This is a genomic window from Pseudomonas sp. TKO26 (assembly GCF_003225665.1).
GTDB lineage: Bacteria > Pseudomonadota > Gammaproteobacteria > Pseudomonadales > Pseudomonadaceae > Aquipseudomonas > Aquipseudomonas saponiphila.
The window spans coordinates 29,607-51,085 of sequence record NZ_QKLN01000011.1 but is presented as its reverse complement, the minus strand read 5'-3'; the positions used below and the strand labels follow the sequence as shown (position 1 = coordinate 51,085).

Annotated in this window: 17 protein-coding genes and 1 tRNA gene; 6 read left to right on the top strand and 12 right to left on the bottom strand. The window is 63.6% G+C overall.

From position 1 onward, the window contains the following. The first annotated feature begins 63 nt into the window (after positions 1–63). On the top strand, positions 64–1,860 hold the full coding sequence (locus DNK59_RS17260) for an acyl-CoA dehydrogenase C-terminal domain-containing protein (protein WP_110724010.1): 1,797 nt from the start codon (positions 64–66) through the stop codon (positions 1,858–1,860). A gap of 185 nt (positions 1,861–2,045) precedes the next feature. Then, complete coding sequence (locus DNK59_RS17255) at positions 2,046–3,824, top strand: acyl-CoA dehydrogenase C-terminal domain-containing protein (protein ID WP_092309210.1); 1,779 nt, start codon at positions 2,046–2,048, stop codon at positions 3,822–3,824. Positions 3,825–4,061: 237 nt separating this feature from the next. Here DNK59_RS17255 and DNK59_RS17250 read toward each other — a convergent pair whose 3' ends face one another. Continuing rightward, on the bottom strand, positions 4,062–4,991 hold the full coding sequence (locus DNK59_RS17250) for a LysR family transcriptional regulator (RefSeq protein ID WP_092309213.1): 930 nt from the start codon (positions 4,989–4,991) through the stop codon (positions 4,062–4,064). A gap of 102 nt (positions 4,992–5,093) precedes the next feature. On the opposite strand from DNK59_RS17250, the gene DNK59_RS17245 reads away from it, so the two are divergent. The 3 genes from DNK59_RS17245 to DNK59_RS17235 all read left to right on the top strand — a co-directional run bounded on the left by DNK59_RS17245 (position 5,094) and on the right by DNK59_RS17235 (position 7,596). After that, positions 5,094–5,792 carry an MOSC domain-containing protein gene (locus tag DNK59_RS17245; RefSeq protein WP_092309215.1) on the top strand — a complete coding sequence of 233 codons (699 nt, stop codon included), beginning with the start codon at positions 5,094–5,096 and terminating at the stop codon, positions 5,790–5,792. Next, on the top strand, positions 5,789–7,072 hold the full coding sequence (locus DNK59_RS17240; protein WP_110724009.1) for an aspartate aminotransferase family protein: 1,284 nt from the start codon (positions 5,789–5,791) through the stop codon (positions 7,070–7,072). The genes DNK59_RS17245 and DNK59_RS17240 overlap by 4 nt, the downstream gene beginning before the upstream one ends. A 365-nt stretch (positions 7,073–7,437) precedes the next feature. After that, positions 7,438–7,596, top strand: a complete 159-nt coding sequence (locus DNK59_RS17235) for a YqaE/Pmp3 family membrane protein (protein ID WP_011063854.1) — start codon at positions 7,438–7,440, stop codon at positions 7,594–7,596. 41 nt (positions 7,597–7,637) lie between these two features. On the opposite strand, the gene DNK59_RS17230 is transcribed toward DNK59_RS17235, so the two are convergent. The 10 genes from DNK59_RS17230 to DNK59_RS17185 all read right to left on the bottom strand — a co-directional run bounded on the left by DNK59_RS17230 (position 7,638) and on the right by DNK59_RS17185 (position 18,641). After that, entirely contained in the window at positions 7,638–9,470 is a 1,833-nt protein-coding gene (locus tag DNK59_RS17230; protein WP_110724008.1) for a S9 family peptidase, read from the bottom strand. Continuing rightward, positions 9,436–10,602: a pyrroloquinoline quinone biosynthesis protein PqqE gene (pqqE, locus tag DNK59_RS17225; protein ID WP_110724007.1), complete on the bottom strand. Its 1,167-nt coding sequence runs from the start codon at positions 10,600–10,602 to the stop codon at positions 9,436–9,438. The genes DNK59_RS17230 and pqqE overlap by 35 nt, the downstream gene beginning before the upstream one ends. Continuing rightward, entirely contained in the window at positions 10,574–10,849 is a 276-nt protein-coding gene (pqqD, locus tag DNK59_RS17220; RefSeq protein ID WP_092309227.1) for a pyrroloquinoline quinone biosynthesis peptide chaperone PqqD, read from the bottom strand. The genes pqqE and pqqD overlap by 29 nt, the downstream gene beginning before the upstream one ends. Further along, positions 10,846–11,598 carry a pyrroloquinoline-quinone synthase PqqC gene (gene pqqC / locus DNK59_RS17215; RefSeq protein WP_103741680.1) on the bottom strand — a complete coding sequence of 251 codons (753 nt, stop codon included), beginning with the start codon at positions 11,596–11,598 and terminating at the stop codon, positions 10,846–10,848. The genes pqqD and pqqC overlap by 4 nt, the downstream gene beginning before the upstream one ends. Positions 11,599–11,672: 74 nt before the next feature. Next, complete coding sequence (pqqB, locus tag DNK59_RS17210; protein WP_092309233.1) at positions 11,673–12,584, bottom strand: pyrroloquinoline quinone biosynthesis protein PqqB; 912 nt, start codon at positions 12,582–12,584, stop codon at positions 11,673–11,675. 103 nt (positions 12,585–12,687) lie between these two features. Further along, positions 12,688–12,762: a pyrroloquinoline quinone precursor peptide PqqA gene (gene pqqA / locus DNK59_RS17205; RefSeq protein ID WP_003194766.1), complete on the bottom strand. Its 75-nt coding sequence runs from the start codon at positions 12,760–12,762 to the stop codon at positions 12,688–12,690. A 157-nt stretch (positions 12,763–12,919) separates the two neighbouring features. Beyond that, positions 12,920–15,379 (bottom strand): pyrroloquinoline quinone biosynthesis protein PqqF, encoded by a 2,460-nt coding sequence (gene pqqF, locus DNK59_RS17200; protein ID WP_110724006.1) that lies wholly within the window; start codon positions 15,377–15,379, stop codon positions 12,920–12,922. 48 nt (positions 15,380–15,427) lie between these two features. Next, on the bottom strand, positions 15,428–16,222 hold the full coding sequence (locus tag DNK59_RS17195; RefSeq protein ID WP_092309238.1) for a carbon-nitrogen hydrolase family protein: 795 nt from the start codon (positions 16,220–16,222) through the stop codon (positions 15,428–15,430). Positions 16,223–16,320: 98 nt separating this feature from the next. Continuing rightward, the gene (locus DNK59_RS17190) at positions 16,321–18,003 is read right to left on the bottom strand and encodes an NAD(P)/FAD-dependent oxidoreductase (RefSeq protein ID WP_110724005.1); all 1,683 of its coding nucleotides are present in this window, start codon (positions 18,001–18,003) and stop codon (positions 16,321–16,323) included. A gap of 176 nt (positions 18,004–18,179) precedes the next feature. Further along, positions 18,180–18,641, bottom strand: coding sequence for an Lrp/AsnC family transcriptional regulator (locus tag DNK59_RS17185; RefSeq protein WP_011063845.1), 462 nt, complete (start codon positions 18,639–18,641; stop codon positions 18,180–18,182). A 207-nt stretch (positions 18,642–18,848) separates the two neighbouring features. Here DNK59_RS17185 and DNK59_RS17180 point away from each other — a divergent pair, with 207 nt between their 5' ends. Continuing rightward, complete coding sequence (locus DNK59_RS17180) at positions 18,849–21,221, top strand: glucose/quinate/shikimate family membrane-bound PQQ-dependent dehydrogenase (RefSeq protein ID WP_110724004.1); 2,373 nt, start codon at positions 18,849–18,851, stop codon at positions 21,219–21,221. Positions 21,222–21,394: 173 nt separating this feature from the next. On the opposite strand, the gene DNK59_RS17175 is transcribed toward DNK59_RS17180, so the two are convergent. Continuing rightward, positions 21,395–21,471, bottom strand: a tRNA-Ile gene (locus DNK59_RS17175). Between the last annotated feature and the right edge of the window lie 8 nt (positions 21,472–21,479).

Sequence of the window (21,479 nt, the reverse complement as noted above, 5' to 3'; positions counted from 1 at the left end):
CGTCATTGGCAGGCTGAGGGCGACGGCAGTAGGTTGGGATGATCTGCTACCGGAGAAACCACCATGCCCGAGTATCAAGCTCCCCTGCGCGACATGCGCTTTCTGATCGATCACGTCTTTGACTTTCATGCCGGCTATGCCGCACTGGGTGCCAGCGATGCCAGCCCGGACATGGTCAACGCGATTCTTGAGGAAGGGGCGAAGTTCTGCGAGAACGTCCTGGCCCCGCTCAATCGCTCGGGTGACGAGGAAGGCTGCCATTTTGACAATGGCGCAGTGACCACCCCCAAGGGTTTCAAGCAGGCCTTCGCGCAATACGTCGAAGGCGGCTGGCATGGCCTGGCCGCCGATCCGGCCTACGGCGGCCAGGGACTGCCCCAGTCCCTGGGACTGGTGATCGGCGAGATGGTGGGTTCCAGCAACACTTCCTGGGGCATGTACCCGGGGCTGACCCATGGCGCCATGTCGGCGATTCATGCCCATGGCAGCGATGAACAGAAGCAGTTGTACCTGCGCAAGCTCACCGCCGGGCAGTGGACCGGCACCATGTGCCTGACCGAAGCCCACTGCGGCACGGACCTGGGGCTGATCAAGACCCGCGCCATACCCCAGGCCGACGGTAGCTATGCGGTGTCGGGGAGCAAGATTTTCATCTCTGCCGGCGAGCACGACATGAGTGACAACATCATTCATCTGGTACTGGCCAAACTGCCGGACGCACCGGCCGGGACCAAGGGCATTTCCCTGTTCATCGTGCCCAAGTTCCTGCCGGATGCGGCAGGTGAGGCCGGCGAGCGCAATGCGCTGAGTTGCGGCTCCATCGAGCACAAGATGGGGATCAAGGCCTCGGCCACTTGCGTCTTGAACTTTGACGGTGCCAGGGGCTTTCTGCTCGGCGAGGCCAACAAAGGCCTGAACTGCATGTTCACCATGATGAACCACGCGCGCCTGGGCACCGGGATGCAGGGCTTGTGCCTGGGGGAAGCCAGTTTCCAGGGCGCGGTCCGCTACGCCAACGATCGTTTGCAGATGCGCTCCCTGAGCGGGCCCAAGTCCCCGGACAAGGCGGCGGATCCGATCATTGTCCATCCGGATGTGCGGCGCATGCTGTTGACCATGAAAGCCTTCAACGAGGGCAACCGTGCCCTGGCCTATTTCACCGCCCAGTTGCTGGACGTGGCCCACCTGAGCAGCGATCCGGCCCAGCGTCAGGATGCCGAGAACCTCCTGGCCTTCCTGACCCCGATCTGCAAGGCCTTCATGACCGAGACCGGCCTTGAGGTGACTAACCACGGCATGCAGGTGTTTGGCGGCCATGGCTACATTCGTGAGTGGGGCATGGAGCAACTGGTGCGCGATTGTCGTATCGCCCTGATCTATGAAGGCACCAACGGCATCCAGGCCCTGGATTTGCTGGGGCGCAAGGTGCTGGGCAGCCAGGGCAAGCTGTTGCTGGGGTTCACCAAGATCGTGCACAGGTTCTGTGGGGCCCATGCCGAGCATCCTCAGCTCAAGGCCCATGTCGCGCAACTTGATGGCTTGAACCGTCAGTGGGGCGAGTTGACCACCAGGCTCGGCATGGCCGCGCTGAAGAACCCGGACGAAGTGGGGGCGGCGGCCCAGGATTACCTGATGTACAGCGGTTACATCGTCCTGGCCTATCTCTGGCTGCGCATGGCCCTGGCGGCTCGGCAACAGCTCGATGCCGGCCAGGGGGACAGCGATTTTGCCCGCGCCAAGCTGGCGACCTGTGAGTTCTACTTCAAGCGCTTGTTGCCGCGTACTGCTGCGCACCTGGGGGCGATCGATGCCGGCAGTGATTGCCTGATGCAGCTCCCAGCACGTTGCTTTGCTCTGTAAATAGACGTGATGTCCGAATGAAGCCCGCTTCGTGCGGGCTTTGTCTTGCGCATTCATGCTGGTGACCAAAATTAACAATAAAGTCACTAGTTGACCCTATGTGTCGCAAAAGTTGTTCGGGTACACTCGGCTTTTCGTCAATGGGCCCGTTGCGGTCCGCTTGTTTAGATTCTGCGAGGTTTGCCATGGCTGACTACAAAGCGCCCCTGCGCGATATGCGCTTCGTCCTCAATGAAGTTTTCGAGGTCGCCAAACTCTGGGCCCAGTTACCGGCATTGGCTGAGACTGTGGACGCCGAGACAGTCGAGGCGATTCTGGAGGAAGCGGGCAAGGTCACCGCCCGCAGTATCGCTCCGCTGAGCCGTGCTGCCGACGAGGAAGGCTGTCACTGGAATGACACCGCGGTCACCACTCCCCAGGGTTTCCCCCAGGCTTATCAGACCTACGCCGAAGGCGGTTGGGTGGGCGTGGGCGGTGATCCCGAGTTTGGCGGAATGGGCATGCCCAAGGCGGTTTCTGCCCAGGTCGAGGAAATGGTCAACTCCGCGAGCCTGGCCTTTGGCCTGTATCCGATGCTGACGGCGGGCGCCTGCCTGTCGATCAACGCCCACGCCAGCGAAGAGCTGAAAGCCACTTACCTGCCGAACATGTACGCCGGTGTCTGGGCCGGTTCCATGTGCCTGACCGAGCCCCATGCCGGTACCGACCTGGGCATCATCCGCACCAAGGCCGAACCCCGGGCCGACGGTGCCTACGCCATCAGCGGTACCAAGATCTTCATTACCGGCGGTGAGCACGACCTGACGGAAAACATTATCCATCTGGTGCTGGCCAAGCTGCCGGACGCCCCGGCCGGCCCCAAGGGGATCTCCCTGTTCCTGGTGCCCAAGTTCCTGGTCAACGCCGATGGCAGCCTGGGCGAGCGCAACCCGGTGAGCTGTGGTTCGATCGAGCACAAGATGGGCATCCAGGCTTCGGCCACCTGCGTGATGAACTTCGATCAGGCCATCGGTTACCTGGTAGGCGAGCCGAACAAGGGCCTGGCGGCGATGTTCACCATGATGAACTACGAGCGCCTGGGCGTTGGTATCCAGGGCTTGGCCACTGGTGAGCGCTCCTATCAGAACGCTGTTGAGTATGCTCGTGACCGTCTGCAGAGTCGTGCGCCGACCGGGCCGCAAGCCAAGGACAAGGTCGCCGACCCGATCATCGTGCATCCGGACGTGCGGCGCATGCTGCTGACCATGAAGGCCGCCAACGAAGGCGGTCGGGCATTTTCCACCTATGTGGCGATGCAACTGGATACCGCCAAGTTCAGTGAGGACGCCCAGACCCGCCAGCGCGCGGAAAGCCTGGTGGCCTTGCTGACCCCCGTGGCCAAGGCATTCCTGACCGACCTGGGCCTGGAAACCACGGTGCATGGCCAGCAGATCTTTGGCGGGCACGGCTACATTCGCGAATGGGGCCAGGAACAGCTGGTGCGTGACGTGCGGATCACCCAGATCTACGAAGGCACCAACGGTATCCAGGCCCTGGACCTGGTGGGGCGCAAGATCGTGGGCAGCGGCGGGGCTTTCTATCGTCTGTTTGCCGATGAGATCCGCCATTTCACCGCGACGGCCGATGGGCAACTGGCAGAGTTCACCCGGCCGTTGAATGCGGCCCTGGACAATCTGGATGAACTGACCGCCTGGCTGCTGGATCGAGCGATCAGCAACCCGAATGAAATCGGTGCGGCTTCGGTGGAATACCTGCAGGTGTTTGGCTACACCGCTTATGCCTACATGTGGGCGTTGATGGCCAAGGCGGCTTTGGGCAAGGAGCAGGAAGAGGAGTTCTATGCCAGCAAACTGGGGACCGCGCGGTTCTACTTTGCACGTCTGCTGCCGCGTATTCACTCACTGACCGCCTCGGTGAAAGCGGGTAGCGAATCGCTGTTCCTGTTGCCGGCTGAGCAGTTTTAACTGGAAAGGGGTTTTGTAAGTAATCTCTTACATAACGTGCTGCTGATCGTCCATATCGGTAGATGACGGCTGAGGCTAATCTACTTCACATGGACGTCGCGCAGGAAGCGCAAAGCAACAACACGGACACGTAGGATTCCGCCAGGATGGTGGAGTGAAAAGGATGTCAGGGAAACAGTCTGCAAAACCCCGCTTCGGCGGGGTTTTCTTTTGCCCGGCTTTTTTATTCCGGCGAGTTCAGCCCAGGATGTCTGGCACTACCGTTGTGCCCAGGCGTCCGTCGTGGGTGTGCGTCGAGTCTTCCAGCAAGGTTCGCAGCAATTCCAGGGTCCCTTGCTGACGTTGCAGATCGCGACAAACCAACCCGACTTTCAATGGCACCCTGGGTTCGCTCAAGGGCTTCCACAGCAATTCGCTGTTGCTGTGCTGGTGTTGCGAACGCCCCGGCAGCACGGTGGCCAGTTGGGTGTGAGGCAGGCTGTCGAGGATGCCGGCCATATTGTTCAGCTCCGCCTGCACCTGCGGGCGCCGTCCCAGATTGGCCAGTTGTGCCTGCCAGATCTGGCGCACTTGAAACTCCTCTCCTAGTAGCAACATCGGCAGTTCCGCTGCCTGGCTCATGGATACCTTCTTGAATTCGCGCAGCGGGTGTTGCGCGGGGATGACCAGTGTCAGCTCGTCTTCATAGAGCGGAACGCCATGCAGGCCGGGCTGGCGTGGTGGCAGGTAGCTGATGCCGATATCCAGCGAGCCATTGAGCAAGCGCCGTTCGATCTCCAGGCCCGTCAGCTCGTAGATCTGCACCACCAGATGGGGTTGGGCCTTGCGTACCCGTTCGAGCATCTGCGGCACCAGGCTGGTGTGCACCGTTTGCAGTACGCCGATGGCCAGGGTACGCAAGGCCTGGCCCTTGAAGTTGCGCAAGGCTTCGCGGGCCTGTTGCAGGCCATCGAGCAGGGGCAGGGCGTGATTGTAGAGAGTGTGGGCGGCCAGGGTCGGCAAGAGCCGCTTGCTGCTGCGTTCAAACAGGCTGACGTCGAGGTTCTGTTCCAATTGGCGGATCTGCTGGGACAGTGCCGGTTGCGAGATCGACAGGCGCTCTGCGGCACGGCCCACGTGGCCTTCTTCATACACCGCGACGAAATAACGCAGTTGCTTGAAATCCATAAGTGTTTCTTATCGAAAAAGCTTAAAAATCGAAATGGCCCGGAGCCCGCAAGGCGCCTAGTCTAGCGCCTATTCACAAGGCTTACAGGGCCAAGAAGCGCGATGAATACCGTTTACGTCGATGGTGTTTACATAGGCAAGGCAAAAAATATCGGCCAGGGTCTGGTCATAGATACCGACAAGCACCCGGTTGCAAACCGCCTCTGGTTGTGGCCACAAGGCCTGGGCAGCGATGAACAGGGTGATCCGCGCTTTCATACCGGTCCTGAACGGGCCCTGCATCACTATCCTGCCGAGCACTACGCCCACTGGCGCAAACGTTATCCACAGTTCGATTGGGCGGCTCCGGCCTTTGGCGAAAATCTCTCGACCCGCGGCCTGACCGAAGAGCAGGTGTGCCTGGGGGACATGTTCCGCTGGGGCGGTGCGTTGTTGCAGGTCAGTCAGCCCCGTTCACCCTGCTACCGCCTGAGCCAGCGCTGGGGGCTGGTCAATCTGCCTCGGCAGGCCCAGGACAATGGCCGCTGTGGCTGGTTCTACCGGGTGCTCAAACCCGGCTTCGTCCAGGCGGACGAACCCTTCGAACTGATTCAGCGCAGCTATCCCGGCCTGACCGTGGCCTGGGCCCTGCGCTGTTTTTTCCAGGAACCCCTGGAGCCTGCCGGTCTGAAAACCCTGATTGACTGCCCCGCGCTGTCCTCGCGCTGGCGCGATATCGCCATCAAGCGCCTGCGCACCGGTCGTGTCGAGGACTGGTCCTCGCGCTTGTTGGGGCTGCCCCTGGAGGGGTTGCGGGCATGAATCTGTTCAATCTGCGCCGTACCCCGCCCAGTCTGGAGGATCTGGCCGTCGAGCCATGTCTGGCTGCCGTGGACGATGGCTGTGCCAGTGAGTGCCTGATGCCCAGTGTGCCGCGCCCCCAGACAGTGTTCGTGCGTGGCCAGGGTTCCTGGCTATGGGACAGCAATGACCGCACTTATCTCGACTTCACCCAGGCCGGAGCCGCCAACAGCCTGGGCCATAGCCCTTCGGTCGTGGTCAACGCCCTGGCCGCTCAGGCCCAGTCGCTGATCAACCCCGGCTCGGGTTTCTACAACCGCGGCATGCTCAAGCTTGCCGATCGCCTGTGCCGCAGCACCGGCAGCGACCAGGCCTATCTGTTGAGCAGTGGCAGCGAAGCCTGCGAGGCCGCGATCAAGCTGGCACGCAAGTGGGGACAACTGCACCGGGGCGGCGCGGCCGGCATCATTACCGCCAGTCGCAGTTGTCATGGTCGTGGATTTGCCGCGCTGTCGGCGGCGGGGCGTGATGCCTCGGGCAATCGCTTCGAGCCGCAACTGCCGGGCTTCAGCCAGGTACCGTTCAATGACCTGCCCGCTTTGCATGCGGCAGTGGATGCGCAAACCGTGGCCATCATGCTGGAGCCGATCCAGGGCGAGGCCGGGGTCATTCCAGCGACTGAACACTACCTCAAGGGCGTGGAACGTCTGTGTCGTGAACTGGGCATCCTGTTGATTCTCGATGAGGTGCAGACCGGCATCGGCCGCTGCGGCACGTTGCTGGCTGAACAGTTGTATGGCGTGCGCGCCGACATCATTGCCTTGGGCAAGGGCCTGGGCGGCGGCGTGCCGCTGGCGGCGCTGCTGGCGCGGGGCAAGGCCTGCTGTTTCGAAGCGGGCGAACTGGACGGCACGCATCATGGCAATGCGCTGATGACCTCGGCCGGCCTGGCGGTGCTGGACAGTCTGCAGGAACACGGGTTTCTGCAGCAGGTGCGCACTCATGGCCAGTACCTGGGGCAGGGGCTGACTCGTCTGGCGAGCCGTTATGCACAGGGCGAGGTGCGCGGCCATGGACTGCTCTGGGGCATGAGCCTGGCCGACGCCTCGGCTGAGGCGGTGGTCAAGGCGGCGTTGCTCGAAGGGTTGTTGCTCAGTGCCACGCAACCGGACTGCCTGCGCTTCACTCCGGCCCTGAGTGTCAGCAAGGGCAATATCGATGAAATGCTGCTGCGCCTGGCCCGGGCTTTCTCCCGGGTGCGCACTGCGCAACTGCAATGCCGCAAGGGGGTGGTGGTCTGATATCCAGACCGATCCTGCGCGCTTCACCGAGGTTTGCTGCCGAGTACTTGCGACCTCACGTTGACTGAATTCCTGAACCGTCTCGCGGTATAACGCATCGCCCCGTGTCCGATTTTTCGCACGGGGCGTTTTTTTTGTCTCCGTGCTTTTCAGCACCCAGTGTTGCTCCAGAAGCAACGGTCGATTGCTGATTCGTTGCGCCTATCGACCCGGGCCGTCGCTGTCATCGGCGCAATGCCATTGGGCCGGTCCACTGGAGCAAGACCGCCATCCGGCTGGCAGGTGATTATTCTGAACCCTGGCCCGTGGCCGGAGTCGATTGCAGGCAAGGCTCAACCGAGTCGATTTCCAACAGGAGCTGCCCTATGGACTTGATCCGCATCATCTTCGCCATTCTCTTGCCGCCCCTGGGGGTTTTTCTGCAAGTGGGCTTTGGCGGCGCTTTCTGGCTGAACATCCTGCTGACCCTGTGTGGCTACATCCCCGGTATCGTCCACGCGGTCTACATCATCGCCAAACGCTGAGGGGCCGGCCCGCCCGTTCCGATAGAACGGGCGGGGCTTGCTCAAGGCTGCGCCTGCAGCACCTTCTGATAGAACCGCCACTCCTGCTCCAGGGCATGGGCCTGATTGTCCGCCTTGCGAAAGCCGTGGCGCTCATCCGGGTAGTAATGCGCCTCGGCGGCAATGCCCTGGTCCTTGAGTGCCTTGAGCATGTCGCGGGTTTGTTGCGGCACCACCACGGCGTCCAGCGCGCCCTGGAAAAACACCACCGGGACACGGATATCGCCGGCGTGCAGCAGCGGTGTGCGGGCCAGATAACGCTGCCGGTCCTGCTGCGGATCGCCGATCAGCCAGTCCAGATAGTCGCCCTCGAACTTGTGCGTGGAACGGGTGAGGGCGATGGGATCGCTGACGCCGTACAAGCTGGCGCCAGCACAGAACACCTTGGCGAAAGCCAGGGCGCAGAGGGTGGTGTAGCCCCCCGCGCTGCCGCCACGGATAAACGCCTGCTGTGGATCGATCAGCCCTTGCTGGTCCAGGTAGGCCACCACCGCGCAGGCGTCTTCCACATCCACTTCACCCCAGCGCAGATGCAGGGCCTGGCGATAGGCCCGGCCATAGCCGCTGCTGCCCCGGTAGTTCAGGTCGGCCACGGCGAAGCCGCGTTGGGTCCAGAACTGGATGCGCGGATCGAGTATCGGGTAACAGGCGGAGGTCGGGCCTCCGTGGATGAACACCACCAGCGGCGGTCGGTTGGCCCCGTTCATGGCCGGGTAGAAAAAACCGTGGGCCTGGCCGTCACCGCTGGGGTAGCACAGGGTTTGCGGACGACTGATATGTTCCGCCGGCAACGGCGCCGCGCCGCCGGCCAATACCTGTACCTGCCGGGTTTCACGCTCGATGGTGATCACCGCCGAGGGGCTGACGGGAGAGGCGGCGATGCAATACAGGTAGCGCTGATCCTGCGCCAGGCCGCGAAAGCGACTGTAGTCGCCGGTGAAGTCCTGTTGCGTACCGTCTGCGTGGTGCACGCCGAGCCGACCGAAGCCGTTCTCGGTCCAGCTGCCGAACCAGGCGTCACCGCCCAGGGGCATCCAGGTGCTGCAGCCCAGTTGCCAGGGTGCAGGAGCGTGATCGGCCGCGGCACAGGGCAGCGGCCGCAAGCCACTGCCAGACTCGGCCCAGGGTTGCCAGAAACCCTGGCGATCGGTCAGGCAGTAGAGTTGCTGCTCCTGGTCGAAGCGTGGCTGCTGCAGGGACTCCGGCTCACCGTCTCCGGCCACGCAGCGCGGCTCACCCCAGGTGCCGTCGCCGCGGCGTTCGGCGAGCATCAGGCGAGTGCAGGTCCAGGGCTGATGGGGGCGATCCCATTCGATCCAGGCCAGGCGTTGGCCGTTGGCGCTCAAGGTCGGAGCTGCATAGAAGTCAGCCCCGGCGGCGAGCAGCTGCCGACGCCCGTCATGGCGGTCGATGGCCACCAGCCGATGCTCGCTGGCGCATTCTTCCACGGCCAGGACCTGATCGGCGTGAGCCTGCAGATCGCCGTAGCGGCAGTCGCCCCGGGTCAGGGCTTCTGGCGCGCCGCCCGCCAGGGGCTGGCGATACAGCTGCTGGTCCGCGTCGTTGACGAACACCAGGTGTTCGCCGCTGATGCAGAAGGCGCCGCCGCCATATTCGTAGACCCGACTGCGGGCGCTGAAACCCTCCGGGGTCAGGCAACGGGCCTGGCCTTGCTGCCAATGCCAGATCCGGCAACTGGCGTCTACGGGACGGTATTCATTCCAGAACAGGCCGTGAGGCGTCAGTTGCAGTTCGGCAAAATCGGTTCCGGCGGCGGTGGCCTGGTTGGCGCTGAAGGGCTCAACCCTTGGCGATGAGGCGCGAGTTTCGTTCATTGCGAAAGGCCAGTTGCTCAATGGTTTGGGTGGCGGTTTCGGATTCTTCGCGGGCCTTGAGAATCATCCCGTGATGTTCCGATTTGCTGCACACCGGGTCGGCATTGCTGGCGTCCCCCGTGAGCATGAAGGCCTGGCAGCGGCAGCCACCGAAGTCCTTTTCCTTCTCGTCGCAGGAGCGGCACGGCTCGGGCATCCAGTCGTAGCCGCGGTAGCGGTTGAAACCGAAGGAGTCGTACCAGATGTGCTGCATGCTGTGGTCGCGCACGTTGGGGAACTGCACCGGCATCTGCCGCGCGCCGTGGCAGGGCAGGGCGGTGCCGTCCGGGGTCACGGTGAGGAAGAGGCTGCCCCAGCCGTTCATGCAGGCCTTGGGGCGCTCTTCGTAGTAGTCCGGGGTGACGAAGATCAGTTTGCAGGGATGGCCCTGGGCTTCCAGCTTGGCGCGGTACTCGTTGGTGATGCGTTCGGCGCGCAGCAGTTGCTCCTGGGTCGGCAGCAGGCCGACGCGGTTGAGCTGGGCCCAGCCGTAGAACTGGCAGGTGGCAAGCTCGACGAAGTCGGCTTCCAGGGCGATGCACAGCTCGATGATGCGGTCGATTCTGTCGATGTTGTGCCGATGGGTGACGAAATTCAGCACCATCGGATAGCCATGGGCCTTGACCGCGCGGGCCATCTCCAGCTTCTGCGCGAAGGCTTTCTTCGAGCCGGCCAGCAGGTTGTTCACCTGCTCGTCGCTGGCCTGGAAGCTGATCTGGATATGGTCCAGGCCGGCTTTCTTGAAGTCGCTGATCTTCTGTTCGGTGAGGCCGATGCCGGAGGTGATCAGGTTGGTGTAGAAGCCCAGCTTGCGTGCCTCGCCGATCAGCTCGGCGAGGTCCTGGCGCACCAACGGCTCTCCGCCGGAAAAACCCAGCTGCGCGGCGCCCATCTCCCGCGCTTCGCGAAACACCTTGATCCATTGTTCGGTGCTCAACTCCTGGCCCTGCTCGGCGAAATCCAGGGGATTGGAGCAGTAGGGGCATTGCAGCGGGCAGCGGTAAGTCAGCTCGGCCAGCAACCAGAGTGGCAGGCCGACTGGCGGTTTGTCGGGCACGGCGACTTCAGCCGAGTTCGATCCAGTGCTGGGCACGGGCGACCTCCATGAACTGCTCGATATCGTCACCGAGCTCGGCCACCCCCGGGAACTGTACTTCCAGTTCGCTGATGATCGCCGCCACGTTCCGCTCGCCATCAATCAGCCCGCCAATCAGTGCCGCACTGTCGTTGAGCTTGATCATGCCTTCCGGGTACAGCAGCACGTGGCCCTTTTGCGCCGGTTCGTACTGGAAGCGGTAGCCGGGGCGCCAGCGTGGGGTCTTGCTGCGGTCGAAACTCATAGAGGGATCCCTTTATGCCAAACCCGCTGATCGGTAACGCTGTGATAAGGCGGGCGGTTCAGTTCATAGGCCATGCTCATGGCGTCGAGCATGCTCCAAAGGATGTCCAGTTTGAACTGGAGAATTTCCAGCATGCGTTCCTGTGCCGCCCGAGTGGTGTAGTGCTGCAGGGTGATGGCCAGGCCGTGTTCCACATCGCGCCGGGCCTGGCCCAGGCGGGTGCGGAAGTATTCGTAGCCGGTCGGGTCGATCCACGGGTAATGCTGGGGCCAGCTGTCCAGGCGCGACTGGTGGATCTGCGGGGCGAACAGTTCGGTCAGCGAACTGCTGGCGGCCTCCTGCCAGCTGGCGCGGCGGGCGAAGTTGACGTAGGCGTCCACGGCGAAGCGCACGCCGGGCAGTACCAGTTCCTGGGAACGCAGTTGGTCCGGGTCCAGGCCCACGGCCTGGCCCAGGCGCAGCCAGGCCTCGATGCCGCCGTCTTCGCCGGGGGCGCCGTCGTGGTCCAGCAGGCGCTGGATCCACTCGCGGCGTACTTCCCGGTCCGGGCAGTTGGCGAGGATCGCCGCATCCTTCATGGGGATGTTCACCTGGTAGTAGAAGCGGTTGGCGACCCAGCCCTGGATCTGCTCGCGGCTTGCCCGGCCTTCATACATCGCCACGTGATAGGGGTGATGGATATGGTAATAGGCGCCCTTGGCGCGCAGTGCCTGCTCGAACTCGGCAGGGGACAGGGGGGTGTCGGTCATCTGTGTTCTCCGGGGGGCTGTCCTTTCGCGGGCAAGCCCGCTCCTACGCAAAGCGAGCTTGGAGGCGATATGGCCTACAGCTCAATACTCATTCCGTCGTAGGCCACTTCCACCTTTCGACGTACCAGTTCGGCACGTTCGGCGGAGTCTTCGTCGAGGATCGGGTTGGTGTTGTTGATGTGGATCAGCACCTTGCGCTGGCGGGGCAGTTGCTCCAGCACCTCAAGCATGCCGCCGGGACCGTTCTGCGCCAGGTGGCCCATTTCCTGGCCGGTGCGGGTGCCAACGCCACGGCGTTGCATTTCATCGTCTTCCCACAGGGTGCCGTCCACCAGCAGCACGTCGCTGGCGGCCATGATCTCCAGCAGGGGTGCGTCGACCTTGCCCAGGCCCGGAGCATAGAAGAGTTTGCCGCCGCTGCGCAGGTCTTCGACGATCAGGCCGATGTTGTCCCCCGGGTGCGGGTCGAAACGGTGCGGAGAATAGGGCGGCGCCGCGCTGCGCAGGGGCAGCGGCGTGAAGCGCAGGTTGGGGCAGGCGGGGATGCTGAAGCTCTGGTCCAGCTCGATGCGGTTCCAGTTCAGGCCGCCGTTCCAGTGGCTGAGCATCTTGAACAGCGGGAAGCCGGTGCTCAGGTCTTCGTGGACCATGTCGGTGCACCAGACCTGATGCGGGCAGCCTTCGCGCAGGCTGAGCAGGCCGGTGGTGTGGTCGATCTGGCTGTCCATCAGGATGATGGCGCCGATGCCGCTATCGCGCAGGGCCCGGCCCGGCTGCATGGGGGCGAAGCTTTGCAGTTGGGCGCGGATGTCCGGCGAGGCGTTGCACAGTACCCAGTTCACCCCGTCATCGGAAATCGCGATGGACGATTGGGTGCGGGCCTGAGCCCGCAGGCTGCCGTCGCGAAACCCTGCGCAGTTCACGCAGTTGCAGTTCCACTGCGGAAAACCACCGCCGGCGGCGGAACCTAGAATCTGGACAAACATGGACACTCCCGGGGTGACGACGTGAACAAGGTGGGCGACTGAAAATAAAAACGCCCCGGACGGGCCGAGGCGTTGCGCTGCGTGTTTTGGCCAGAAGCAGAAATCAGCGGCTGGCGAAGTACATGGTGACTTCGAAGCCGATACGCAGGTCGGTGTAGGCAGGTTTGGACCAAGTCATAAAAATGCTCCTTTGAGGTGGGGGGTACGGGTATTGCCTATACATTTAGTCCACCTCCGGCGGGAGATGTTCAGATGCTTAGGCGGGCTATCTTACTAAATTCCCGCAAAAGGTTGCCTGCAAATCTGAAGAAGGCTCATTGCAGCGCCGGTAATGATCATTGTGCTTCTTGCCAGGGGGCTCCAGGGCAAGGCCCGTTGGCCAGTAGTGTCCAGCCGCCGGCCGCCTGCAGGGCCCTGGCGGCCTGAATCACGGTGTCGGGCGTAAGCGCCAGGATGCTGGCGTGCAGTTGCGTCAGGTAATCAGACGGATGGCCGGCCAGTTTCGCCTGCCAGAGCCATTGCGCAGCCTGTTCCAGGGGGAGCTGCGAGGCTTGGAACTGCTGGGCCAAAGCCTGTCGCTGCTGGTTCCAGAATGCCTCGTCGAGCGTTTGCAGATATTCCGGCAATTGCTGGAGAAACTGCTCCACGTGCTGAAGGATTTCGCTGAGCGTTGCGCTGGGCGATTGCACGCCGAACAGTAGGCCGGTCTGGCCGTTGCGCTGGCGCACGGCGCTGAACACCGCATAGCCCAACTGCAACTCCACCCGCAGGCGTTGATAGAACGGCGTCTGGCACAGCTGGCCGAGCAGGCGCCAGGCCGCTTCATCGGCCAGGTTCGGGCCGGGCGTCTGGCAGAACAGCAACAGCGCCTGTTCCCCAGCATCCCCGGGCAGGCTCTGCCAGCGGCGGCTCGCCTCGGGTACCGGCTGCTGGCAGAGCCCGGCATCCGCAGAGCCCGGCATCCGTTGCAGCACCCGACCAAGGGCCTCTTGAATGCCTGCGGGCAAGCCCAGGGCCAGGCCATCCCAGTGGGCATCGGCCCACAGTGCTTGCAGATCCGACTCTTGCGCGGAACGCGAGCCGACGGCTTGTGGCTGCTCGCTGAAGGCCTTGAGCAGCCGCCGGATTGGCATCAGCGGTGCTTCGTCCAGGGGGGCTGGGTTCTCCTGCCAGAACGAGTCGGCGGGCTGGGTCAGTTGTTTCAAGGCTTGTTGCAGCACCGCTGGCAGGGGGTGCTGCAGGCCGCTGAGTGTCAGCATCCAGTCTTCGCCAGCGCTGGCAAAGCTCAATTGCACACCGGCCTGGGCGGCGTCGCTGCGCAAGGGCGCGAGGCTGTGCAGCAGCCGCTCGTGCAAGCCGGCCGGAGCAGGCGAGGCCAGGCGCCAACGCAGAATCAGGGCCCCGTCATGACCGTCCGTGGGCAGGGCCTGGCTCAGGTGCAGTGCCGACGTTTCTCGGCGGCTTCGCGAGCGATCCTGGGCGAAGGTGCGCAGCCCGCGGTGTGCGCTGGTCTGGCCACGAATCAGTCCCGCCCGCGGCGCCTCGGCAGGGCTGCGCAGGAAAGGGTTGGCCGCTGGCAGGTGCCATTCGCTGCTGAAGTTATCCACAACCTGAGGCTGCAACTGCGCGAGCACCGCCTTGAGCGCCGCGAGTCCTTGTTCATTCAGCTCATCGACGCTCTGTCGGCTGTCCCGCTGGGCCAGTGCCAGAGCACTGGCGACCTGCAACGGGCGTTGTCGCAGCAAGGCATATTCCTCCCGCAGCTCAGGCCAATCGCCCTGGGCCCTGAAGAATCCCAGCCAGTCTCCGACCAGCTCGCTGACCTGGGCCGCGGCTGTCGCGGCCCGGGTACTGAGGTTCACCTGCAGGTGCAACAAGGCCTGCCCGGCAAATTCATACAGCGTCTGTGCCTTCAGGCTCTGGGCCAGTTGGCGCTGCTGGAGCCCGGCAAGCAGCCCTCCCGGCTTGGCCGACTGCAGCCAGGTACAGAGAAAGTCCAGGGCGGGTGCTGCGCCTTCGGGCAGTTGTTCGAAGGCGAACAGCAGGTCCAGGCGTTGTGCCTCTAGCTGTTGATAACTGCGGGTGCCGCAGGGCAACAGCGCGGGAGGTCGGCGCTGATCAAGATACCGGCCTCGGGCCAGCGCCGCGCCGTAGCGTTCGGCCAGGGCGCGGAGTTCTTCCAGAGGCTGGGGGCCGACCAGGCTCAGGGTCATTTGCCCGGCCTGGTAAAACTCCCGATGAAACTGCTGCAGCCCTTGCTGAAAGCCGCGGCTGGCCAGGTTCAGGCTGTAACGGTTGCCGGCATGGAAGGCCCGCAGCGGATGAGCGCCAGACAGACCGTCGAAAAGCGCGAACTGACGCTGCGCCGCCTGATCTCGGGACCAGGCGATAAATTCCGCGTGCAGCACTTCCCGTTCCCGGCGCTGGTCGTCAAGGTCCAGGCGCGGGTGGGCGAGCATGTCGCACAGGCGTTCCAAGCCTGCGGCAAGGGCACTGGGCGGCAGTTCGAAGAAGAATTCAGTCGCGCGTTCACAGGTCTTGGCATTGAGCTGTCCGCCCTGGTTTCGCACATGGGCCATCAGCCCCTGTTCAACGGGAAAGCGCTCGGTGCCGAGAAACAGCAGGTGCTCCAGGAAGTGCGCCAGCCCCGGCCAGGCCGGTGGTGCATCGTGGCTGCCGGCGCAGACTCGCAGTGCGGCGGCGCAACGTTTCAGGTGTGGGGCATGACGCAGGGACACCCGCAGGCCGTTGGCCAGGGTTTGCAAGTGGGGCAGGGGGTGGTTCAGCGCGGGCATGAGCACTTCCAGGACAGAGAAGCGCCCATGCTAGCGGATATGGGCGGATCAGCGCTTGCTCAGGTCGTCGTACAGCTCGGGGCGACGATCGGCAAGGTAGCGATTCAGTGCACGGGATTGGTTCATCAGCGGGCGGTCCAGGGTGCCGATGATCAGGGCCTCGTCCAGCCCGGCCAGGGCGATCCGGCTGCCGTCGGGAGCGGCAATCGAGCTTTGGCCGCAATAGCGGATCTGCTCTTCCCGGCCACAGTAGTTGGCGTAGGCCACGTAGCACTGGTTTTCGAAGGCCCGGGCGCGAATCGTCACATCGGCGACGAAGTCGTAGGGAATCATGTTTGCCGTCGGCACCAGGATCAGCTCGGCACCGGCCAGGGCCAGGCGTCGGGCGTTCTCCGGAAATTCGATGTCGTAGCAGATCAGGAAGCCGAGTTTCCAGCCATTGAGCTCCACCAGGGGGAAGTCATCCGCACCGGCGCTGAACATCGAGTGATCCAGATCACCGAACAGATGAGTCTTGCGGTAGTTGCACAGGCGGCGGCCCTGGGCGTCGATCAACTGCACGGCATTGTAGATCTGGCCGTCGCTGCTGCGCTCCGGGTAGCCGTAGAGAATCGCCGTACCCGCCGCTTGGGCGATGGTGGCGATGCGTTGGGCCGAGGGACCGTCCTGGGCTTCGGCCAGGGCACCGACCGCTTCGGCGCCGATGTTGTAGCCGCTGAGAAACATCTCCGGCAGCACCAGCAAGTCGGCATCCGTGGCCTCCATGGCCACCTTGTGCAGGCGTTGCAGGTTACCGGCCACATCCAGTGGCACGGGCGGGCACTGGTACAAGGCGACATGCATGGTCTTCACTCCTCTGACTGGCTGGCCGGCCACTGTAGCGGCTGGCGCAGGCGGCGATAAGCCCCGTCAGGAGCTTGCCGCGCGCCGTGCCCCATTACTCAATCGGCCAGGGCAATCGGCCCGATCTCATGGAACACGTCCCCCGGACCCGGGTTCTCGGGATGGGTGGCGCCACCGAAGTGCTTCATGATCCCCCACACGGCGTTGAGCGAAGTCTGCACCGCGCCTTCGACCCAGGCCGGAGTCCACGACACATCGTCGCCGGCGATGAAGATGCCACGTTGTTCGGCCGGCATGTCGTCCTGCATGAAGTGCGCATACATGCGCTGGTTGTAGCGGTAATGGCCCGGCAGCGCGCCCTTGAAGGCACCGAGGAAGTGCGGATCGGCTTCCCAGGACACGGTGATCGGATCGCCGATGATGCGGCTGGCGATGTCCACGTTCGGGTAGATCTTCTTCAGTGCGTCCAGGGCCAGTTTCACGCGCTTTTCCACGGGCTGCGGGAGCATCTTCAGGGCATCGCTCATCCACGAGTAGGACAGGCAGATCACCCCCGGCTTGTCGTCGCCGTTGTCGAACAGGTAGGTGCCGCGGGTCAGGCGGTCGGTGAGGGTCATGCTCATCAGGTCGCGGCCGGTTTCCGGATCCTTGTCCTTCCAGAATGGCCGGTCGACCATGACGAAGGTCTTCGACGACTGCATGTAGCGGGTGCGGTCCAGGGCCATCCACATCTTCTGCGAGAACAGCGATTCCTCGCATTCGATCTGGGTGGTCAGCAACCAGCTCTGGCAGGTGGTCAGCACCGCGGCATATTCCCGGGTGTCGCCCCAGTTGTCGGTGACGCTGAAGCGGCCGTCGGCGGCCCGGGCAATGCGCTTGACCCCGGTGCGTGGCGCGCCATGGTGCAGCGAACTGAGGCTGGTGCCGGCCGGCCAGTGGGCGCAACGCTCCGGCACGTGGCGCCAGATGCCCAGGGGCACCTGTTCGACGCCGCCGACCACCAGGTGCTGGTGATCGTCGCAGTTGGTCATCACCACGCGGAAGATTTCCAGCATCGAGTTGGGGAAGTCCGAGTCCCAGCCGCCAGTACCGAAGCCGACCTGGCCGAACACCTCGCGATGGTGGAACGACAGTTTGGCAAAGGCCTTGGAGGTGGCGACGAAGTCGTAAAACGTGCGGTCGTCCCACAGCGGCACCAGGGTGTTCCACAACTCCTTGAGGCGCGGCACGTCGCGATCGCGAATGGCTTGCTGGATCTCGCTGAAGCGCGAGCCGTCCTCCAGGGCGTCGGCCCAGGCGTCGGCGACTTCCTGGAACAAGGCCGGCAGGTCGGCGAGCTTCTGTGCGTAGTGGGTCTGGCCTTCAAGATCGATGACCGTGCTGCCCGACGCCGGGGTCAGCGGGTTGGGGAAGGGCTTGGTCTCAAGGCCGAGCTTGTCGACGTAGTGATAGAAGGCCGTGGACGACACCGGAAAGCGCATGCCACCCAGCTCGGCGATGATCCCTTCGGCGCCTTCGAAGGCCTGGGAGCGCAGGCGGCCACCCATTTTCGACGCTTCATAGACCACCGGCTTGAGGCCCAGCTTCATCAGTTCGTAAGCGGCGACCAGGCCGGCGATACCCGCGCCGACGATGGCCACTTCGGTGCCGTGCTGGGCTTCGGGAATACTGCCGAGGCCGGCTGGATGCTCGATCCAGTCGTCGAAGGCGAAAGGAAAATCCGGGCCGAAGATGGTGATCGGCTTTTTACCGTCTGCAGGATGGCGATTGTTCTTGTTCATGGCTGACCTTGGCGGGCGGCTCAGCAGAGTGCTGAGTATAGGAAAAGATGGCAGCCATTCTAGAGAGGGGGAAACACGTAAATAAGACGCAAACTGTTGTCGTTATGCATTGTTATTTATCAATCTGACGAACAGATGATTCAGATTGACGATCAAGCGCTGTCGGCTGCGATGCTTCAGAGCGCATGCCCGCGATCGATCTTGCTGCTGAGGATGATCGAGGTGGTGGTCTTTTCCACGCCGTCGACGCTGCCGATCTGGTCCAGCAATTGGTCCAGCTGTTCCGGCGAGTCGGTGCGCAGCCAGGCCACGTAATCGAACTCACCGCTCACCGCGCACAGTTGCTGGACCTGGGCCATGCCGCTCAGGCGCCGCAGCACTTCCTTGCCGGAGCGCGGCTGGACCTTGATCCCCACATACGCCTGCAAGCCGCCGTCGACCACTCTCTGGCCCAGGCGCACGCCGTAGCCGGTGATGACCCGGGTCTTTTCCAGGCGCGCCAGGCGCGAAGTCACGGTGGTGCGGGCAATACCCAGCTGCCGGGCGAGCATGGCCACGCTTTCGCGGGCATTGATCTGCAGGGCGGCGATCAGTTGGCGATCGACTTCATCAAGAACGGGCGGGCGGCTATCGGACAAGGGGGGGCTCCAGCACGGCTATCGAGGGAGCGAGCATGTTACAGCCTCGGGCAAACCCTGGCTGCTGCTGCCGATTGTCTGTTCTGGCCAGGGACTGAGCTTTCGCCATCGGGACTTTTTTTGAAACAAATAGCCTGCGACAAGTTGTCATAAGTAACCAGTTAGTACATTCTCGCGACCTGGTTTTACAGATGGCAGAGGTTTGACATGAAAAACACGGGGGCTGCCACCGGCAGCCGATGGCTCCTGGCGGGGCTGGGCATGCTGATTGCCCTGATCGGGCTGGGCCTGGCGGGAGGCGGTGGCTATCTCCTGAGCCTGGGAGGCAGCGCCTATTTCCTGTTGATGGGCTTGGCGATGCTGGTGTCCGGCGTGTTGATCGCCCGGAGGAATCCTCGTGGTGCCAGGCTGTACGGCGTGGCCCTGGTGCTGACCGCGATCTGGGCGGTCTGGGACGCGGGCCTGGAATACTGGCCGCTGGTTTCGCGGGTGCTGACCTTTGCCGTGATCGGCCTGGTGGTGGCGCTGGTCTATCCGAGCCTGATGCGTGCCTCCGGTGCCCGCCCCGGCCGTGCGGCCCATGGGCTGGCGGGGCTGCTGGGCGTTGGCGTAGTAGCGACCCTGGCCTACATGTTCGTGCCGACCCACATGGTCAAGGCGGACAAGGTGCCGGCGATCCAGCCAGTGGCACCGGGTACTGAACAGAAAGACTGGGCCCACTGGGGCAACACCACAGCGGGCAACCGCTTTGCCGCCCTGGATCAGATCAACAAGGGCAATATCGGCCAACTGCAAGTGGCCTGGACCTTCCGCACTGGCGACCTGCCCGAAAGCAACGGCGCTGGTGCCGAAGACCAGAACACCCCGCTGCAGATCGGCGATACCGTCTACACCTGCACCGCCTACGGCAAGGTGTTCGCCCTGGACGCCGACACCGGCGCCGAGCGCTGGAAGTTCGACCCGCAAGGCTATGCGCCCAACTGGCAGCGCTGCCGTGGCTTGGGGTATTTCGACGCCTCGGCCGCCGCAGCCACGTCCTCGGCGCCTGCCGCTGCTCCTGCGGCTTGCACCAAGCGCCTGTTCCTGCCGACCGGCGATGCGCGCCTGATTGCGCTCGATGCTGAAACCGGCAAGCCCTGTGCAGACTTCGGCCACCAGGGCACGGTCGATCTGAAAACCGACATGGGCGAGATCAAGCCGGGCTACTACCAGCAGACTTCGACGCCCCTGGTGGCGGGCACGGTCGTGATCGTCGGCGGCCGGGTGGCGGATAATTTCTCCACGGGCGAACCGCCAGGCGTGGTACGCGCCTTCGATGTGCGCAGTGGTGAACTGATGTGGGCCTGGGACCCGGGCAACCCGGCCACCACCAAGCGTCCGCCGGCGGGTGAAACCTATACCCGTGGCACCCCGAACGTCTGGTCGGCGATGTCCTATGACGCCAAGCTGGGCCTGGTGTACCTGCCCACCGGCAACGCCACGCCGGATTTCTTCGGCGGTCAGCGCAGCGAGTTCGATGACAAGTGGAGCTCCTCGGTCGTCGCCCTTGACGTGAAGACCGGTCAGGTGCGCTGGCACTTCCAGACCACCCACCACGACCTCTGGGATTTCGACCTGCCGGCACAGCCGCTGCTGTACGACATTCCGGACGACAAGGGCGGCGTGCAACCGGCGTTGGCCCAGGTCACCAAGCAGGGCGAGATCTTCCTGCTCAATCGCGAGACCGGCCAGCCGATTGCCCGGGTCGAAGAGCGTCCAGTGCCCCAAGGCAATGTCCCGGGTGAGCGTTATTCGCCGACCCAGCCGTTCTCGGTGGAAATGCCATCGATCGGCAACCAGACGTTGACCGAGTCCGACATGTGGGGCGCGACCCCGTTCGACCAACTGCTGTGCCGCATCCAGTTCAAGGGCATGCGCCATGAGGGCGTGTACACCCCGCCTGGCCTGGATCACGCACTGCAGTTCCCCGGCTCCCTGGGTGGCATGAACTGGGGCAGCGTGTCGGTGGATCCGACCAGCCACTACATGTTCGTCAACGACATGCGCCTGGGCCTGGCCAACTATATGATCCCCCGCGATCAGATTGGCGCTGGTGCCAGCGGCATCGAAATGGGCGTGGTGCCCCAGGACGGCACGCCGTTCGGCGCCATGCGCCAGCGCTTCCTCTCGGCGGTGGGCATTCCCTGCCAGAAGCCGCCGTTCGGCACCATGTCGGCCATCGACCTGAAGACCCGCAAACTGATGTGGCAGGTGCCGGTGGGCACCGTGCAGGACACCGGCCCGCTGGGGATTCGCATGCACCTGCCGATCCCGATTGGCATGCCGACTCTGGGCGCGTCCCTGGCGACCCAATCCGGCCTGCTGTTCTTCGCCGGCACCCAGGACTTCTACCTGCGGGCCTTCGATACCGGCAACGGTAATGAAATCTGGAAAGCGCGCCTGCCAGTGGGTAGCCAGTCGGGCCCGATGACCTATGTCTCGCCCAAGACCGGGCGCCAGTACATCCTGCTCACCGCAGGTGGCGCGCGGCAGTCGCCGGATCGTGGCGACTACGTGATCGCCTACGCGTTGCCCAAGTAGCCGCAGGGTTCCGACAGCCTGAAAGAGCCGCGCAATGCGCGGCTTTTTCATGGACGCGTGCCAGGTGTTCCGACTTTGAGGGCTGAAAAAGATTGCGCGAGGCGGGGCCCATTCGGTTGCCAGGCAAAGCCTGCGGGCACAAAAAAAGCCGCGACATGGCGCGGCTTTGAAGATGGTGGGCCCACACGGACTTGAACCGTGGACCAAAGGATTATGAGTCCTCTGCTCTAACCAACTGAGCTATAGGCCCTCAGTAGG

Coding starts and splice junctions, on each gene's coding strand:
- pqqF (WP_110724006.1), bottom strand. CDS start 15,379: ATGCCCGCGCTGAACCACCCCCTGCCCCACTTGCAAACCCTGGCCAAC.
- pqqB (WP_092309233.1), bottom strand. CDS start 12,584: ATGTTTGTCCAGATTCTAGGTTCCGCCGCCGGCGGTGGTTTTCCGCAG.
- pqqC (WP_103741680.1), bottom strand. CDS start 11,598: ATGACCGACACCCCCCTGTCCCCTGCCGAGTTCGAGCAGGCACTGCGC.
- DNK59_RS17235 (WP_011063854.1), top strand. CDS start 7,438: ATGGACTTGATCCGCATCATCTTCGCCATTCTCTTGCCGCCCCTGGGG.
- pqqD (WP_092309227.1), bottom strand. CDS start 10,849: ATGAGTTTCGACCGCAGCAAGACCCCACGCTGGCGCCCCGGCTACCGC.
- DNK59_RS17230 (WP_110724008.1), bottom strand. CDS start 9,470: ATGAACGAAACTCGCGCCTCATCGCCAAGGGTTGAGCCCTTCAGCGCC.
- DNK59_RS17190 (WP_110724005.1), bottom strand. CDS start 18,003: ATGAACAAGAACAATCGCCATCCTGCAGACGGTAAAAAGCCGATCACC.
- DNK59_RS17260 (WP_110724010.1), top strand. CDS start 64: ATGCCCGAGTATCAAGCTCCCCTGCGCGACATGCGCTTTCTGATCGAT.
- DNK59_RS17255 (WP_092309210.1), top strand. CDS start 2,046: ATGGCTGACTACAAAGCGCCCCTGCGCGATATGCGCTTCGTCCTCAAT.
- DNK59_RS17195 (WP_092309238.1), bottom strand. CDS start 16,222: ATGCATGTCGCCTTGTACCAGTGCCCGCCCGTGCCACTGGATGTGGCC.
- DNK59_RS17240 (WP_110724009.1), top strand. CDS start 5,789: ATGAATCTGTTCAATCTGCGCCGTACCCCGCCCAGTCTGGAGGATCTG.
- DNK59_RS17245 (WP_092309215.1), top strand. CDS start 5,094: ATGAATACCGTTTACGTCGATGGTGTTTACATAGGCAAGGCAAAAAAT.
- DNK59_RS17250 (WP_092309213.1), bottom strand. CDS start 4,991: ATGGATTTCAAGCAACTGCGTTATTTCGTCGCGGTGTATGAAGAAGGC.
- DNK59_RS17180 (WP_110724004.1), top strand. CDS start 18,849: ATGAAAAACACGGGGGCTGCCACCGGCAGCCGATGGCTCCTGGCGGGG.